Origin of the sequence: Tolypothrix campylonemoides VB511288_2 (assembly GCF_045999855.1) — a bacterium.
Classification (GTDB): Bacteria; Cyanobacteriota; Cyanobacteriia; order Cyanobacteriales; family Nostocaceae; genus Scytonema; species Scytonema bouteillei_A.
Genome location: NZ_JBFPMW010000003.1, coordinates 958,225 through 973,499, shown reverse-complemented (window position 1 = coordinate 973,499; position 15,275 = coordinate 958,225). Strand labels below are relative to the sequence as shown.

Annotated in this window: 14 protein-coding genes; 10 read left to right on the top strand and 4 right to left on the bottom strand. The window is 39.8% G+C overall.

Annotated elements, in window-relative coordinates:
• Positions 1-22 precede the first annotated feature (22 nt).
• Positions 23-1,810 carry a PAS domain-containing sensor histidine kinase gene (locus AB0756_RS12675; RefSeq protein ID WP_038077608.1) on the top strand — a complete coding sequence of 596 codons (1,788 nt, stop codon included), beginning with the start codon at positions 23-25 and terminating at the stop codon, positions 1,808-1,810.
• A 302-nt stretch (positions 1,811-2,112) separates the two neighbouring features.
• On the opposite strand, the gene AB0756_RS12670 is transcribed toward AB0756_RS12675, so the two are convergent.
• Positions 2,113-2,292: a hypothetical protein gene (locus AB0756_RS12670; protein WP_072040719.1), complete on the bottom strand. Its 180-nt coding sequence runs from the start codon at positions 2,290-2,292 to the stop codon at positions 2,113-2,115.
• A gap of 502 nt (positions 2,293-2,794) precedes the next feature.
• Positions 2,795-3,208 (bottom strand): hypothetical protein, encoded by a 414-nt coding sequence (locus AB0756_RS12665; RefSeq protein WP_038077606.1) that lies wholly within the window; start codon positions 3,206-3,208, stop codon positions 2,795-2,797.
• Between the two features lie 335 nt (positions 3,209-3,543).
• On the opposite strand from AB0756_RS12665, the gene AB0756_RS12660 reads away from it, so the two are divergent.
• The 9 genes from AB0756_RS12660 (at position 3,544) to AB0756_RS12620 (ending at position 13,058) form a co-directional block, all read left to right on the top strand.
• Positions 3,544-4,038, top strand: coding sequence for a NifB/NifX family molybdenum-iron cluster-binding protein (locus AB0756_RS12660; protein WP_038077604.1), 495 nt, complete (start codon positions 3,544-3,546; stop codon positions 4,036-4,038).
• Positions 4,039-4,683: 645 nt separating this feature from the next.
• The gene (gene modA / locus AB0756_RS12655) at positions 4,684-5,478 is read left to right on the top strand and encodes a molybdate ABC transporter substrate-binding protein (RefSeq protein WP_038077602.1); all 795 of its coding nucleotides are present in this window, start codon (positions 4,684-4,686) and stop codon (positions 5,476-5,478) included.
• A 58-nt stretch (positions 5,479-5,536) separates the two neighbouring features.
• Complete coding sequence (gene modB, locus AB0756_RS12650; protein WP_038077658.1) at positions 5,537-7,357, top strand: molybdate ABC transporter permease subunit; 1,821 nt, start codon at positions 5,537-5,539, stop codon at positions 7,355-7,357.
• 93 nt (positions 7,358-7,450) lie between these two features.
• The gene (locus AB0756_RS12645) at positions 7,451-7,792 is read left to right on the top strand and encodes a XisI protein (RefSeq protein ID WP_038077599.1); all 342 of its coding nucleotides are present in this window, start codon (positions 7,451-7,453) and stop codon (positions 7,790-7,792) included.
• Positions 7,793-7,933: 141 nt separating this feature from the next.
• Positions 7,934-8,527, top strand: a complete 594-nt coding sequence (locus AB0756_RS12640) for a macro domain-containing protein (protein WP_038077596.1) — start codon at positions 7,934-7,936, stop codon at positions 8,525-8,527.
• Between the two features lie 221 nt (positions 8,528-8,748).
• A complete protein-coding gene (locus tag AB0756_RS12635) occupies positions 8,749-10,266 on the top strand; it encodes an adenylate/guanylate cyclase domain-containing protein (RefSeq protein WP_038077594.1) in 1,518 nt (505 codons plus the stop codon).
• Positions 10,267-10,482: 216 nt separating this feature from the next.
• Entirely contained in the window at positions 10,483-10,830 is a 348-nt protein-coding gene (locus AB0756_RS12630) for a hypothetical protein (protein WP_038077591.1), read from the top strand.
• A gap of 120 nt (positions 10,831-10,950) precedes the next feature.
• Positions 10,951-11,298 carry a hypothetical protein gene (locus AB0756_RS12625; protein ID WP_050045435.1) on the top strand — a complete coding sequence of 116 codons (348 nt, stop codon included), beginning with the start codon at positions 10,951-10,953 and terminating at the stop codon, positions 11,296-11,298.
• 509 nt (positions 11,299-11,807) lie between these two features.
• Positions 11,808-13,058, top strand: a complete 1,251-nt coding sequence (locus AB0756_RS12620) for a response regulator (protein ID WP_082051636.1) — start codon at positions 11,808-11,810, stop codon at positions 13,056-13,058.
• 19 nt (positions 13,059-13,077) lie between these two features.
• Here AB0756_RS12620 and AB0756_RS12615 read toward each other — a convergent pair whose 3' ends face one another.
• Together AB0756_RS12615 and AB0756_RS12610 are read right to left on the bottom strand one after the other, a co-directional pair.
• Positions 13,078-13,908 carry a dienelactone hydrolase family protein gene (locus AB0756_RS12615; RefSeq protein ID WP_038077588.1) on the bottom strand — a complete coding sequence of 277 codons (831 nt, stop codon included), beginning with the start codon at positions 13,906-13,908 and terminating at the stop codon, positions 13,078-13,080.
• Between the two features lie 294 nt (positions 13,909-14,202).
• Entirely contained in the window at positions 14,203-15,246 is a 1,044-nt protein-coding gene (locus AB0756_RS12610) for a threonine aldolase family protein (protein ID WP_038077586.1), read from the bottom strand.
• Positions 15,247-15,275: the final 29 nt, after the last annotated feature.

Sequence of the window (15,275 nt, the reverse complement as noted above, 5' to 3'; positions counted from 1 at the left end):
TTTCAATTGGAATAATTAGGTTATGGATATTAGCAATCACTTCGTGCATACAACCGAGGAGACTGAGACAGAAATTGCGTTGCGTCAAAGCCAACAGCGATTGCAAAAAGCTCAAAGAATTGCTCACATTGGTCACTGGGAAATAGATGCTACTACCCTAGTGACTATTTGGTCAGAAGAAGTCTTCCGAATCTTTGGGTTGGAACCCAAAACAGAAGCACCACCCCCTCAAGAATACAAACAGCAAATTCACCCAGATGACTCACTCATTTGGCAAGAAAAACTAGAACAGGCGATCGCTCAACCCACTGCTTTTAACCTTGACTTACGCATTTACCGCCCCGATGGTTCCTTGCGCTATTTGAATGCGATCGCAGAATCCCAAGTGGATGAATTCGGAAAAGTCATCAAACTTGTGGGTACTGTTATGGATATTAGCGAACGCAAGCAGGCTGAGATAGCACTACAGCAGGTTTTACACCAAACTGAGTACCAGTCCTGTTTGCTACAAGCTGTCCTTAACTCTACTACAGACTGGATTTTTGCTAAAGATACAAATTTCCGCTACATCCTAGCCAGTCGGAGTTATGCAACCGCAATTGGTAAAACCGTGGAAGAGATTCTTGGCAAAGACGATTTGGAGTTGGGTTTTTCTGAAGAACTTGTCTTTGGAAATCCTGCAAAAGGTATTCGAGGATTCCGCACTGACGATCGCACGGCGCTATCTGGGAAACCCGTGTGTAACTCCTTCGATCCCGCAACAATTGCAGATGGTTCGCTACGTATCTTCGATGTTCGTAAAAATCCTTTGTACGACTTAGATGGAAAAGTCTTTGGTGTACTTGGATTGAGCCGTGACTTAACCGAACGCTATGATGCAGAAGAAGCCATGCGTCGTTCCGAAGCACAGCTAAAGGAGAAAGCCGAAGAATTGACGCGTACTTTGCAAGAACTTCAGCAAACGCAAATGCAGATGATTCACAGTGAAAAAATGTCTAGCTTGGGACAACTGGTAGCTGGAGTCGCCCACGAAATTAACAATCCCATGAACTTTATCCACGGTAACCTCAATCACGCCAATCACTACGCCAAGGAAATTCTAGAATTGCTAGTTCTGTACCAAAAATATTACCCCATTCCACCTTTAGAAATTCAGAAACAAGCAGAAGCAATCGACCTAGAATTTATACAACAAGATTTACTGAAACTTCTATCCTCAATGCGCGTTGGTACAGAACGCATCCAAACAATCGTAGCATCTCTTCGCACATTTTCCCGTATGGATGAATCTGAAATGAAAGAGGTTGATATCCATGACGGTATTGACAGTACATTAATGATTTTACAACACAGGATTAAAGAAAAAAATTCTTATTGTCAAATTCAAGTTATTAAAGAATATGGTAATTTACCTTTAGTTGAGTGCTTTCCCGGACAGTTAAATCAAGTATTTATGAATATTTTAAGTAATGCAGTTGATGCTTTAGAAGACGCATTTAAATTCAGTCATATGTCAATCTTAGAAGACGAAAAATCAAAGGAAGACCCTACAATTTCCATTCATACTCAAGCAATAAATAACCAAGCTATTATTCGCGTGGCTGACAATGGAACGGGTATGAATGAAAATATTCGTCAGAGAATTTTCGATCCCTTTTTCACAACTAAGCCTGTGGGAAAAGGAACTGGAATGGGCTTATCAATCAGTTATCAAATTGTGGCAGAAAAACATGGTGGTTCGCTTTACTGTCTTTCACAACCAAATTTAGGAACAGAATTTATCATTCAAATTCCTTTAAAACAGAATTAACTTAAATATACTTTTTCGAGATATTGACGTGCTAGCGCAATTCCATTCCAATCTAGAATTGCGTCAACAGGCTTTAGAATACATACTTGCTGCGATTGGAAAACTGCTAGACCCCAAGGTCATAATGAAAGACTCGCTACACAGATGTTTCCCAAGCAGAACGGGCTGAGCACATTGGAGGTGAATCAATTATCAAGAGTCAGCCCGGTTAAGAAATAGGAGTTGTCGCAAGCATGAACCGAGATTGAGCGTTATGACTAATGCCCAATTCTAATGTTCTCCGTTTAATATATATAGATAATTTATGTCTGTTGCGGACCTTTAGCATCACACTCTTTAGCAAAACACCGTTCCAAAAGCTCAACTCTATAGTAGCGGGCAAAGCGCCGGGGATCTAATACAAGTTTAACTTTAGGGTTCATCACAGGTTGATTGAGATACTGCCATAAGGGGAATTTAAGATTGCTAGCGTCTGAAGTCATATATACAAAGAAAATAATACGACACAATAACAGGCTCAGTATTGAACATCTGGTTAAAAATATGCTTATTACCGTTCCTTAGTTAAACCTTACAAAATATACATACATTTGTCCTGCGGACAAACGCGGAAAAATTTAGAGAATACTCCTACAGATAGTTAAAAAAATCCGTTAAATTCACTATTGCCAAATGCAGTCTTCCCAAAGCAAGAAGGCATTGAGGCGAGATGTTTGTAAAATCATGCAACCTAGTCTGAAAACCTTTGTTAAGTCAACCTTTTAGTCATTGTCGAAAATTAAAGTTACACGAGTAACGGCAAATATACGGTTGACAGAAGATATAGTTACGAGTAATATGCAAATCTTATGTAATGCCAACTTTTGACCCTAGGCCATAAACAATCATTTTTGGCAATGTCTTCCTCAATTGCAGATATTATATTTGACGACTGAAACAACGAGCTAGGAACGGAGTACAGCCGTATCGCATCAGTTTCCCTTACTATTCTTGTAAGACGAGTTTAATATCCAAAAAAGGAGAATCAACATATAATTGCCAATTCTCATCTATAAATTCTAAATTTTCATCATAAATAAGCCCTAGCTCACCAATATGCAACTTGTTATTAGGACTTGAATTACCTTCAACACCATTTTTTAAAGCTGTAAGGATAAACTGCAATTGGAGAAAGCGTTTATTATGTGTTACGCCAATAGAACTACTAGTTAATTCAGCATCAATGGTGGGTGGTAGGGTAATTTCTTCATAATATTTATCTTGCTCGTCCCAATAACCGCAGACTTTATAATTACATAAAGAGAGATGTTCTTTAACAAGTGTATTGGCATCTATATTTTGTAATAGATCTGTTAAATCATGCAAGACAGGGTGATTTTTTAATTTAATGTTGTTCATATTAAGCTTAACCTGGTTTTCTGTTCTAATGATACTACTCCGGTTTTGCCTGTATAGTGGCGAATTCTATCCGCTAAGGCTGAATGAAATTTGACATCAAGAGCCGAAACAATTTCTACGTATTTTCTCACACAAAATTTAGGATTGCTATATATATAACCAAGAGTGAGTCACCAGTCGCTGCTGTTTGTTAAATGCTCACTTTTATTTTAATTGCAAGCGTATATCATGTCACTGCAAATAAATGGCGAGAACAGTTAGTAGTGAGTAGTAAGTCTTTAGTTATCTTCCTACTCACTACTAACCACTAAGCATCACTTATTAAGGGAAAAAAAATGAAGATTGCCTTCATGACAACTGATAGAGTTAATGTCAACGCTCATTTTGGTTCGGCGCAGGAGGTTGATGTTTATGAAGTTTCAGAAACTGGATACAAATTTGTCGAAACGCTTTTCTTTGAAAAGCCATCTAAAAAAGTTGAAACAATTAATGAAACCAGTGAAGGTGGTTGCAAGCATGGTAAACCTGATTGCAAAAAAGGCAAAGATGGTTCCAAAGAAGCTGAAGGTAGCTCGAAAAAAGACAAAGATGGTGAAAGTGATGATAAAGTCGCACGCAAACTAGAAGTGTTAGCTGATTGTACCATTGTTTATGTCGCCTCAATTGGTGGTACGGCGGCTGCTAAGTTAATCAAAAACGGTATGATGCCGGTTAAACCCCGCTCGGAAGAAGAAAATATTGCTTACATTTTGAATCGGTTAGTGGAGGCTCTCAAAGGAAATCCCCCTCCTTGGTTGCGTAAGGCTTTGCAGGGAAAAGTAACACAATAATTCACCAGTTCTAATTCCTAATTCGTAATTAAAAATTTATTAATTACGAATTGATGAATTTTAGATACAAGCTTCGTATTCTTAGCTTTTCTTATTCAAATTTTCTAGTGAATCAATTATGCTTGTATCTTCATTAGTTTCTCTTTTGCTGGCAATATTTTTTTTGTTTATAAGCTTAAAACTCTTACATCAACTCTTGCAGTTACTCACTCTCTTGATAGCTATTTTTTGGTTGTGCTCAAGCTGTTTTTTTTCCATTATTCCCAGTGAAGTTTTAATTGCGATCGCTTTTCTCCTCATTACACAAAAAATGCGCGGATTAGAACGAGAGTAGTTGGGTGTCTGGTTTACGCAGTGTCTCTAAGCCCCGCGTCTCCTGCTTGAACGGGGGTTAGGAGAAACTGCATTACCAGGTAAAGCTACAGGATCGAGAGATAACAGCAGCAATTGAATTTTTACCAACTTTGTTTATCTCAGGAAATACGGGAAATATTGTATAAAAACATCTTTAATGAGCTATTTTGTATTAAAAACTACATAAATACCTGCTTGATACCAATATTATTGGCAATCTGGGACATTATCTTGGTACGATCCTACCAACCGCAAATTCCTAGGAGTGAATTTCTGTCATATAAGTTTTTTATGAAAAGAAGACAACTTTTTGCCTTCCTTAGCATCACTATTGCTAGCCTATTCCTAGCACTTGGCTTGCGATTGTTCGATGCATCTCCTGTCATAGCTCAGTCTAACGCCCAACTTCTTGTTTCTGCTGCAGCTAGCCTTAAAGATGTCATGGGGGAAATCAACACCCTCTACCAAAAAGGTAACCCGAATACCAAAATTAGCTATAACTTCGGTGCTTCTGGTGCTTTGCAGCAACAGATTGAGCAAGGCGCACCCGCAGATATTTTTATTTCGGCTGCACAAAAACAAATGGATGCTTTGGAGCAAAAGGGGTTATTGCTTGGTGGAACTCGTACTAACTTGGCAAACAATAGTTTAGTTTTGGTTGTCCCTACTAAATCTACTGGGGTTACTAACTTCAATGCTTTGACTGACGCAAAGGTTAAAAAGATTGCGATTGGCGAACCTAGAAGTGTTCCTGCCGGTCAGTATGGCGAGCAAGTTCTGCAAAAATTGGGGGTTTTTGATAAAGTAAAACCCAAGCTAGTTTACGCAAACAATGTGCGTCAAGTATTGGCGTCTGTAGAAAGTGGTAATGCTGATGCGGGTTTGGTTTACGCTACTGATGCAAAAATCTCTAAAAATGTAAAAGTGGTTGCCACAGCTGCTGAAAACAGTCATTCTCCCATCGTTTACCCCATGGCAGTACTTAAGAGCAGTAAAAATTCTCAGGCGGCTGGAGATTTTGTTAAGTTCCTATCGAGTCAGCCTGCTAAGGCAGTATTGAAAAAATATGGGTTTATCGTACCGTAATGACCCGCTTTAAGTCCCTGTCTGTTTTGATAAGAGTTTTTAACTGCAAAGACCCATGATGCCCTACGACTTATCTCCTTTATGGATATCCCTTAAAACTTCCTTACTTGCAACATTTATTACCTTTTTTCTTGGTATTGCTGCTGCCTATTGGATGCTGGGATATCGAGGAAAAGGGAAGTCTTTCATTGAGGGCATTTTTGTTTCTCCTCTGATTTTACCTCCTACGGTTGTTGGCTTTTTGCTACTCCTACTGTTTGGGAAAAATGGTCCATTGGGAAAACTCATGGAGCCTTTGAACTTCAGTGTGGTTTTTACTTGGTATGGTGCGGCGATCGCAGCAACGGTGGTTTCTTTTCCATTGATGTATAGAACAGCGTTAGGAGCTTTCGAGCAAATCGATAGCAATCTTTTGCGAGTGGCTCGAACTCTTGGTGCCAAAGAATCCACAATCTTTTGGCGCATCAGTTTACCTCTGGCGCTACCGGGAGTTTTAGCAGCAACAACTTTGGCTTTTGCTCGTGCTTTGGGTGAATTCGGTGCAACCTTGATGTTAGCAGGGAATATTCCAGGGCAAACCCAGACAATTCCAATGGCAATTTATTTTGCCGTTGAAGGCGGAGCAATTCATGAAGCTTGGTTTTGGTCAATTGCCATCATAGCAATCTCTCTGTCTGGAATTATTGCAGCTAACTTATGGCAGGAAAATCAGGGGAAAAGGAGGGGTCAGGGAGCAGGGAGTAGGAGACAGGAAAACAGGAACACAAAGCAAGAAACTTTTCCCTCTTCCTCCCTTTCCCCCTCCTCTTCTTCTGGGCTATTTGTAGACATTGAAAAGCGTCTCCCTGGCTTTAACTTGAAAGTCTTTTTTAATGCCGATAAGCTACCCCTGGGATTGTTGGGAGGATCTGGGGCTGGCAAAAGCATGATTCTACGCTGTATTGCTGGGATAGAAACGCCAACATCAGGGCGCATTGTTCTGAACGGACGGGTGTTGTTTGACTCTCAACAGGGGATCGATCTGCCACCACGCGATCGCAAAGTTGGTTTTGTCGTACAAAATTACGCTCTCTTCCCCCAGATGACAGTAGCGCAAAATATTGCCTTTGGCTTACCAAAAGGATTGTCTGCAACAGCTATTCGACAACAAGTGGAAGCCCAATTGATAACAGTGCATTTGGAAGGATTGGGCGATCGCTACCCGCATCAGCTTTCGGGCGGACAGCAGCAAAGAGTAGCCCTAGCAAGAGCCTTAGCCAGTCACCCAGAAGCACTGTTACTGGATGAGCCATTTTCTGCACTGGATACTCACTTGCGAAGTCAGCTAGAACAGCAAATGGTGGAGACATTAGCATCTTACGAAGGAACAACTCTATTTGTCACTCACAATATGGAAGAGGCTTATCGAGTTTGTCCCAATTTGCTAGTTTTAGATAAAGGACAAGTTGCTCATTCAGGAACAAGATACGATATTTTCGAGCATCCTGCCACGGCTAGTGTTGCTCAGCTGACAGGATGTAAGAACTTTTCCCGCGCTATTGCTTTAACATCACATCAAGTAGAAGCAGTAGAGTGGGGTTGTACCCTAAACGTTGTCGAACCCATTCCAGAATTTTTATCTAGTCTTGGAATTCGCGCCCATCATATCAGTTTCACTGACGATCCAACCCAAGAAAATACTTTCAGGTGCTGGCTGACAAGAACAAGCGAAACTCCACACCGAATGACGTTGTTTCTCAAGCTGAACGGTGAGCCCAAGAACCAATCCGATCATCACTTGCAAGCAGAGGTGTTTAAGGAGAGATGGGCGGTTTTGAAAGATCGACCGATGCCTTGGTATGTTCGTTTAGATCCCTTGCGGCTGATCTTAATGGAATGAAAGTTTCTTTCAAAGACGATTTATTGTGTCGGCTGTTGAGCGGTATCAATTGCAATTGGTAGTTTATGATGTGGAAAGGGAGGTTATAGATAGATGGCTGTAGAGCAATATCGGCAATACATTCGACATCTTCTTTCCGAAGGACGAGGACGAGCTTCAATACTTCCTAATGCTGATGAGTATGAAGTGCAGACTCTTTTCGATTCCGAACAGGATCATTATCAACTACTCTATGTTGGTTGGCGTGGAAGTAAACGTCATTTTGGCTGTGTTTTGCATCTTGATATCAAAGATGGAAAAATCTGGATTCAGCATGATGGTACGGAAGAAGGAATTGCGAATCGGTTAGTTGAAATGGGCGTTCCAAAACAGGATATTATTCTGGCGTTTCACGTGCCTTTACGCCAGTTTACTGGGTTTGGTACGAGTTCGTAAAAAAAGCGGGAGGGACTTCGTTTGTATAGCCACGATTACGAACATCGTTGAGCTAAAAGGGGTTGGAAAATCGGATTTGGTATAAGTTGCTGAAAAACAATTCCTCTGACTACAATAGGTATTCAAGCGGAGGAATCAAGCTTGAAACTGATATTAGTAGCGCCCGATCCATTATTAGCAGCAGCATTTCAAGAACATTTTTATTATTTTCCTAATGTTGAAATAGTTAATGATTACTTTGAGTGGTTGGCAGATTTTGATTGTTTGGTTAGTCCTGGTAACTCTTTTGGCATGATGGATGGCGGGATCGATGCTGCCATTATCAACTTTTTTGGTAGTTCTTTAATGGAAAGAGTCCAGCAACGCATACTTACAGATTATTTGGGCGAACAGCCAGTGGGAACATCAATGATTGTAGAAACAGGTCATCGATTGCACCCGTTTCTCGCTCACACACCTACAATGCGAGTTCCCATGTCTGTTGTTGGAACTGATATTCCTTACGTAGCCATGTGGGCTATGCTTTTGTCTGTTCGACACCACAACCAATATGCTCAGGACAAGATTCACAGTATTGCTTGTCCGGGTTTGGGTACGGGAATTGGTAGAGTACCATATCGTGAAGCGGCGCGACAGATGTCATTAGCATACGACCATTTTCTTTATCCACCCAAGCATCTGAACTGTTTTGTGGCTGCTTCCAGACAACTTTTGATATGGGAAGGCAAATGTTAATACAACTCAGTTTTTTTCAGCAAAATTTTTAGATATGTAAAGACGTGCCATAGCGCGTCTCTACACTTTTTTAGGGCATACTAATTAAAAATCCTACCGTAGCTCGACTCGTTCGGACTTATTGAGCAAAATGTATAAAAAAGACTGGCTGTACTTAAAGGCATAGGAAAAAACATGACATTACTTTATTGAAGAAAGTGGTATGTTTTTAGGGAAAGCGAATGAAAGTAACACCAAACAACTTAAAAATAGAAATTTTGGTAGTAGACGATATACCTGCTAACTTACGTTTGCTAGTCAATATCTTGCGAGAAAATGGCTATAATGCTCGAGCTATTGTCAACGGTCATTCCGTGCTTGACATTGCTCAATCCATTGAACCCGATTTAATTCTTCTTGATATTCTCATGCCTTCCATCAATGGTTACGAAATTTGCCAGCAACTTAAAGCTAATCCCAAAACACGCGATATTCCTGTTATTTTTATCAGTGCTCTCAATGAAGGCTTAGACAAAGCTAAAGCCTTTGAAGTCGGTGGAGTAGATTATATTACCAAACCCTTTCAGGTAGAAGAAGTTTTAATAAGAATAAACAATCAACTCACTCAACGTTTTCTCATCAAGATACTGCAACAACAAACTAAGCTACTCTATCAGCAAAATCGACACCTTCAAACTGAGATTAGCGATCGCAAACGGGCAGAAGTATCCCTGAGAATGTCAAAAGAACGCTATTACAGTATTTTTGAAAATGCCATTGTTGGAATTTATCAGCTAACTCCAGAAGGAAAATATTTAAGTGTTAACTCAGCACTCGCAAAAATGTACGGTTACTCTTCTCCAGAAGAATTATTTCAAAGTATAAGTGATATTGACAAACAAATATATCTCGATCCCCAACACCGACAAAAATTTGCTGCTGCACTCGAAGAGAACGAAACTGTCTCTGGATTTGAGTCATTAATCCACCGTAAGGATGGCAAAACAATTTGGATTTCTGAATCAGCACGTGCTGTTCGGGACTCAACAGGAAAGTTACTCTATTACGAAGGAATGGTTTCCGAAATTACCGAACGCAAATTGGCACAAGAAGCTCTAAAGTTTCAAAAAGCACAGAGTGAAGAGCTTCTTCTCAATATTTTACCGCAGCAAATTGCAGAACGCCTTCAAGCTGGAGAAACATTGATTGCCGATCAATTTCAGGAAGTTAGCGTCCTCTTTGCCGATATAGTAGGTTTTACGCAGTTATCCTGTCAAAAAACTCCTGCTGAATTGGTAGAATTTTTGAATAAAATTTTTTCTAAGTTTGACCAATTAGCAGCAAAACATGGTTTGGAAAAAATTAAAACCATAGGTGATGCTTATATGGTGGTTGGAGGTTTACCAACACCAAATCCCGATCGCGTGCGGAAAACAGCGCAAATGGCACTTGATATGCAAGCGTCTCTAGCGCAATTCAACGCTCAAGAAAAACAAGGACTGCAGTTACGAATTGGGATGAACATAGGTCCTGTAGTTGCTGGAGTCATTGGAATAAGCAAGTTTAGCTATGATTTATGGGGAGATACAGTTAATGTCGCTTCGCGTATGGAGTCAAACGGATTACCTGGAAAAATTCAGGTTAGTGCTGCAACTTATGAGTCTCTTAAGGAAGAATTTAAGTTTGAACAACGGGGCGAAATTTTTATCAAAGGCAAAGGAGTAATGATGACCTACTGGTTGACAGGAAATTTGCCATAAATTATGGAATATTCTATCATAGTATATATAATGACAAAAAACTGCTAAGACTTATATCGTAGAATTGCGGAAAATCTTTCTTGACATAATAGCTCTGTTGTATAAAGAATATGAACTTCACGTAAAGACGCAAAGACTTCAAAAAAGCTTTGCGTCTTCGCGCCTTTACGTGAGATTTAAATAACATGAGTTCTATAGTCTTCAAGGTCTGAAATTATGACTGACTCTCAACCCCCCCTTCCACAACCACAACTAATACCTGGTGGTATCACTAGCGAACAATACGAACATTACGTTCCAGAAAAATTAGAATTTAGAAATGGGTACTTGGGTAACACCGAACAAGATCAGATAGGATTTCAGCTAGCTGTTCTAACCAATATGGGATTACTGAAAGCAATCTACAGCGTAGAAGCATTACTGTGGATAGAAGCCTTAGAACTATATTTAAGGAAAAAATTAGAAATTGTCGATGCCGAGCCGGACGTTTATGAGGTACTGCTCGAACGTTTGAATCGAGCTATGGAAGATTTAACTGTGGTAGCTCAGTATCTAGAAGATTAATTGCGAGTGCATTCTGGTGCAATAGGGTGCATTTTTTATGAAGAATTTAAGATTTCTAATAATCCTTGTTAATATCAACAAGGATTAAAAATTTAATGACCAGAGTCAGGCAAGTTTTTTATGAGCCAGGAAGATTCTATCTATCCGCGTCCGCGACCCAAACCAAAACAAGAATCAGAAAGTTTTACTCCACCTCGCCCGCGCCCGCGATCCGAACGACCGGAGTTTGATGAGCCAGAACCAGAACCTGTTTTTGGGCAACACATCCGTCTATTAGATGTTGAGAAACCGGAAGGGCGTGTTATTTGCGAGTGTTGGTACTGCAAAGAAGGGGTCTTGATTCAGCATCAACGAGAACCACAACAGGAAGAAATCCGGGTCACTTGTCCCCATTGTGGTAGGGTAGCAATTAAGTTACAGATCGCTAAAATTATGTCAGTGATTGCTATTCCATCACCTTGGAAATAAATACCAGTGACTGGAGGGAGAATACCCGTACCACAAGATAAATGAGCAGGTATGTAGCAATTCTATATTGATTTTCTTTCTCTTTGCGTCCTCAGTGTCCGTGCGGTTTAAAAATTATTAAATAGATGTAGGTAAGAGGCGAAAAAACTATTGATTTCCTAAGTTTTTATCCACCTTGACAGGGCTAGGCGATCGAAGCTCCCCAAATCAGGCTTTTATGCACCATAGCTCTACCTACAGTCCTGACAGCAAGTCTCTCGCTAGTACCAATAAAAATCTTTTCTTTATTTTCCAGCTAACTGTTACAATTGGCTAAAGTTTTACATAAGACTACGGTATCTTTATAAAGAACAAATGTGAGATTTTATATTTAAGTTAGCTTTAATAGAAATTGAAAGAATTTTTCTTTTCAAGAATTAACTGCATCCAACTCAAAAATCTAGATTGTAGATTAAAAAATATTCAAAATAATTTCATTCAGGAAGTTTGTATAATAGTAAATCAAATATATGATAAAGTCTCAAAATAATTCGGGTCATATTTTGCTAGTTGATGATACGCCAGATAACTTACGCCTGCTCTCTAAAATTTTAGAAGAACATGGGTTTAAGGTTAGAAAAACTATCAGTGGAAAAATGGCGCTTCAATCAGCCCAGATAGAACCCCCGGAACTAATTTTACTAGATATTAATATGCCAGATTTAAATGGTTATCAAGTTTGCCAGCAATTAAAATCTAACAAAAAAACCGCTAATATTCCTATTATTTTTATTAGTGCTTTAGACCAAATAACAGATAAAATTAAAGCGTTTGAAAATGGAGGCATAGACTATATTACCAAACCTTTTCAAGAGTTGGAAGTTTTGGCACGTGTTAAAAATCAATTTACTATTCATCACCAGGCGCAGCAATTACTCGCGAAGAATGAAGAACTACAAGAAGAAGTCCAAAAACGCAAACAAATAGAAGTAAGATTGCAACAGATAAATAGTATTGTTGAAGAACAAGTTGTAGAAAGAACATCTCAACTTCAACGAGCGCTAGAGTTTGAAGAAAGGCTCAAACAGACGACCGATGAAATACGCAGTAGCCTTGATGAGGAACAAATTTGGCAAGTGTCCGTTAAGGAATTAGGAGTTGGTCTAGAACTGGAACTGTGCTATTCTGCTATTAATAATTGTGAATTAAAAACTTGTACCCTCGGTCATGAATTTATTAAGTCTACTTCAAATCCTTTAGATAAGGATAGCATTATAGAATTAGTTCGACTGCCAGAAATACACCAACAATTGCTTCAGGGCTTAAGCGTTCAATTGTGTTTGTGTTACCCTGGTTCAAGCTTACAGGAATATTATAAATACACGATTTTAGCTTGCCCTATTTTCGATGTTCAAAACTTTTTAGGGAGTTTGTGGTTGTTCAAACCAGAAAACAAAAGTTTCGATGAACTCGAAGTTCAATTAGTTCTACAGGTAACCAATCAATGTGCGATTGCTATCCGTCAGGCGAGACTTTATCAAGCTGCACGAGAGCAGCTTGATAAATTACAAAAACTCAATCAACTCAAAGATAATTTTTTGCGTACCGTTGCTATTGAGTTACAGGGTCCTATTGCCGATCTCAAATCAATGAACCAAGAGCTAGGAGCAGAAATTCATGTTAATGAAGTAACAGGGAGTAAAATGTTACAGTATCTCAGAAATTTGCAGCAGGTATGCGATCGCCAACTGGAGTCTATTGAGAATTTGCTAGATTTGTAATATTTACAAGCTGGTACAGTTATACTCCATGTTTCTTAAACCATGCTTGAAGGCGTTGCCATCCATCTTTTGCCTCTCTCTCGCGGTAGGAAGGACGATAATCGGCAAAAAAGGCGTGTGGTGCATTGGGGTAAACAACAATTTCTGATTTGCTGTCGCTAGATTTCAGTTGCTCGCGCATCTGATCCACTGTAGCAACAGGAATACCCGTATCTTCGCCGCCATAGAGTCCGAGTACGGGGACTTTCAAAGTTGATGCAACATCAACAGGGTGTTTTGGCATTAATTCGCTCGCCTCGCCTACTAACCGCCCGTACCACGCCACACCAGCTTTAACTTTAGAATTGTGTACGGCATACAGCCAGGTAATACGACCTCCCCAGCAAAAACCCGTAATTCCTAATTTTTCGGCATTGCCTTTAGCAGATTTTACAGCCCACTCCACCGCAGCATCAAGATCGGACATCACTTGAGCATCTGGCACTTTAACAACTATCTTACGAATTTCATCTATGTTGCTTAACTTTGAGACATCCCCCTGACGCACAAACAATTCAGGTGCAATTGCCAAATACCCCAATTTAGCAAAACGACGGCAAACATCCTGAATGTGCTCGTGTACGCCAAAAATTTCCTGAACAACTAAAACAATTGGGAAATTTTGACCGGTAGCAGGCATTGCTCTGTAAGCAGGAACTGTTCCATCTTTTACCGGAATTTTCACCTCGCCCGCAACCAACCCTTTGGCATTAGTGGTGATAACTTTGGCAGAAATGGGTTGCACTGCGAGAGCAAAACCCGTCGCTAGAGACGCAGTGATAATAAATTCGCGGCGCGTTATTTCGTTCATCCTCTTCACCTTAAGCTATCCAATCACGATCTTAGCTAGTTCGGTCACAAGAAGTATCAACGCTCTACAAGGTATAAAATCAATCCACATTCTCTCTCGTTCTCTAGTTTCTCGCGTGGCTGATACAGGAGGCTACGCCTCCAATGAATTCATTCCCAGGTAGAGCTTGGGAACGAGGGCTGAAGAAGCTTCTAAAGAATAATATTTTTATCCTCCTGTAGCAATCGTAAATGAATTACAAACACTTGTTCCTTGTTTCCCTTGTCCCCTTTGTTCGGATCTCAAACAGGATTGCTATATCCTTCCAATCGCTTCTTGAATATCGCCAATTAATTCATCCATTCTTGCTTGAGTTGTATTCCAAGAACACATAAACCGCACTCCTCCAACACCAATAAAAGTGTAAAACTGCCAGTTCTTAGCTCGTAGTTGTGCGATCGCGTGTTCGGGTAATTTGACAAAAACACTATTAGCTTCCCTAGGAAACATCATTTCAACGCCTTCTATTTGTAACAATTTGTTTTCTAAATATTCAGCACATTGGTTGGCATGACGGGCATTCTTGAGCCAAGCACCTGTTTCTAATAAACCGAGCCAAGGTGCAGCAATAAAACGCATTTTTGATGCAAGTTGGCCTGCTTGTTTGCAACGATACGCAAAATCTTCTGCTAAAGTTTTATTAAAAAAAATAATTGCTTCTCCCATTGCCATACCGTTCTTTGTGCCGCAAAAACACAAAACGTCTACCCCACTTTTCCATGTTAATTCGGCGGGGCTTTTATTGATTGAAACCACTGCATTAGCAAATCGGGCTCCATCCATATGAATTTTTAAATTGTACTGTTTGGCAATAGATTTAATAGCAAGCAACTCATTCGTAGAATAGAGCGTGCCTAATTCTGTTGCTTGAGTCAGACTAATCACTTTTGGTTTGGGATAGTGTATGTCAGTTCTCTTCTTGATAATTGCCTCTATTGCATCTGGGGTTAACTTACCATTTGGTCCTTTTGCCAGTAATAATTTAGAGCCATTAGAAGCAAATTCAGGAGCACCACATTCATCAGTTTCAATATGTGCAGTTTCGTGGCAAATAACACTATGGTAAGACTGACATAACGAAGCCAATGATAGTGAATTAGCAGCAGTGCCATTAAAAACAAAAAATATCTCACAATCAATTTCAAACAACTCTCGAAAACCGTCTGTGGCTTTTTGAGTCCATATATCATTTCCATAGGCAGGAGCGCTACCCTGGTTTGCCTTAATCGTGTATTCCAATGCTTCCGGGCAAATACCGGAGGAATTATCGCTGGCAAACTGCTCTAAATTAAAATCCATATGTGTACGTTTTTAAGTTTAGTCTAGAA

Excerpts from the sequence above, each read along its gene's own strand:
- AB0756_RS12675 (WP_038077608.1), top strand. The coding sequence starts at position 23 with ATGGATATTAGCAATCACTTCGTGCATACAACCGAGGAGACTGAGACA.
- AB0756_RS12670 (WP_072040719.1), bottom strand. The coding sequence starts at position 2,292 with ATGACTTCAGACGCTAGCAATCTTAAATTCCCCTTATGGCAGTATCTC.
- AB0756_RS12665 (WP_038077606.1), bottom strand. The coding sequence starts at position 3,208 with ATGAACAACATTAAATTAAAAAATCACCCTGTCTTGCATGATTTAACA.
- AB0756_RS12660 (WP_038077604.1), top strand. The coding sequence starts at position 3,544 with ATGAAGATTGCCTTCATGACAACTGATAGAGTTAATGTCAACGCTCAT.
- modA (WP_038077602.1), top strand. The coding sequence starts at position 4,684 with ATGAAAAGAAGACAACTTTTTGCCTTCCTTAGCATCACTATTGCTAGC.
- modB (WP_038077658.1), top strand. The coding sequence starts at position 5,537 with ATGCCCTACGACTTATCTCCTTTATGGATATCCCTTAAAACTTCCTTA.
- AB0756_RS12645 (WP_038077599.1), top strand. The coding sequence starts at position 7,451 with ATGGCTGTAGAGCAATATCGGCAATACATTCGACATCTTCTTTCCGAA.
- AB0756_RS12635 (WP_038077594.1), top strand. The coding sequence starts at position 8,749 with ATGAAAGTAACACCAAACAACTTAAAAATAGAAATTTTGGTAGTAGAC.
- AB0756_RS12630 (WP_038077591.1), top strand. The coding sequence starts at position 10,483 with ATGACTGACTCTCAACCCCCCCTTCCACAACCACAACTAATACCTGGT.
- AB0756_RS12625 (WP_050045435.1), top strand. The coding sequence starts at position 10,951 with ATGAGCCAGGAAGATTCTATCTATCCGCGTCCGCGACCCAAACCAAAA.
- AB0756_RS12620 (WP_082051636.1), top strand. The coding sequence starts at position 11,808 with ATGATAAAGTCTCAAAATAATTCGGGTCATATTTTGCTAGTTGATGAT.
- AB0756_RS12615 (WP_038077588.1), bottom strand. The coding sequence starts at position 13,908 with ATGAACGAAATAACGCGCCGCGAATTTATTATCACTGCGTCTCTAGCG.
- AB0756_RS12610 (WP_038077586.1), bottom strand. The coding sequence starts at position 15,246 with ATGGATTTTAATTTAGAGCAGTTTGCCAGCGATAATTCCTCCGGTATT.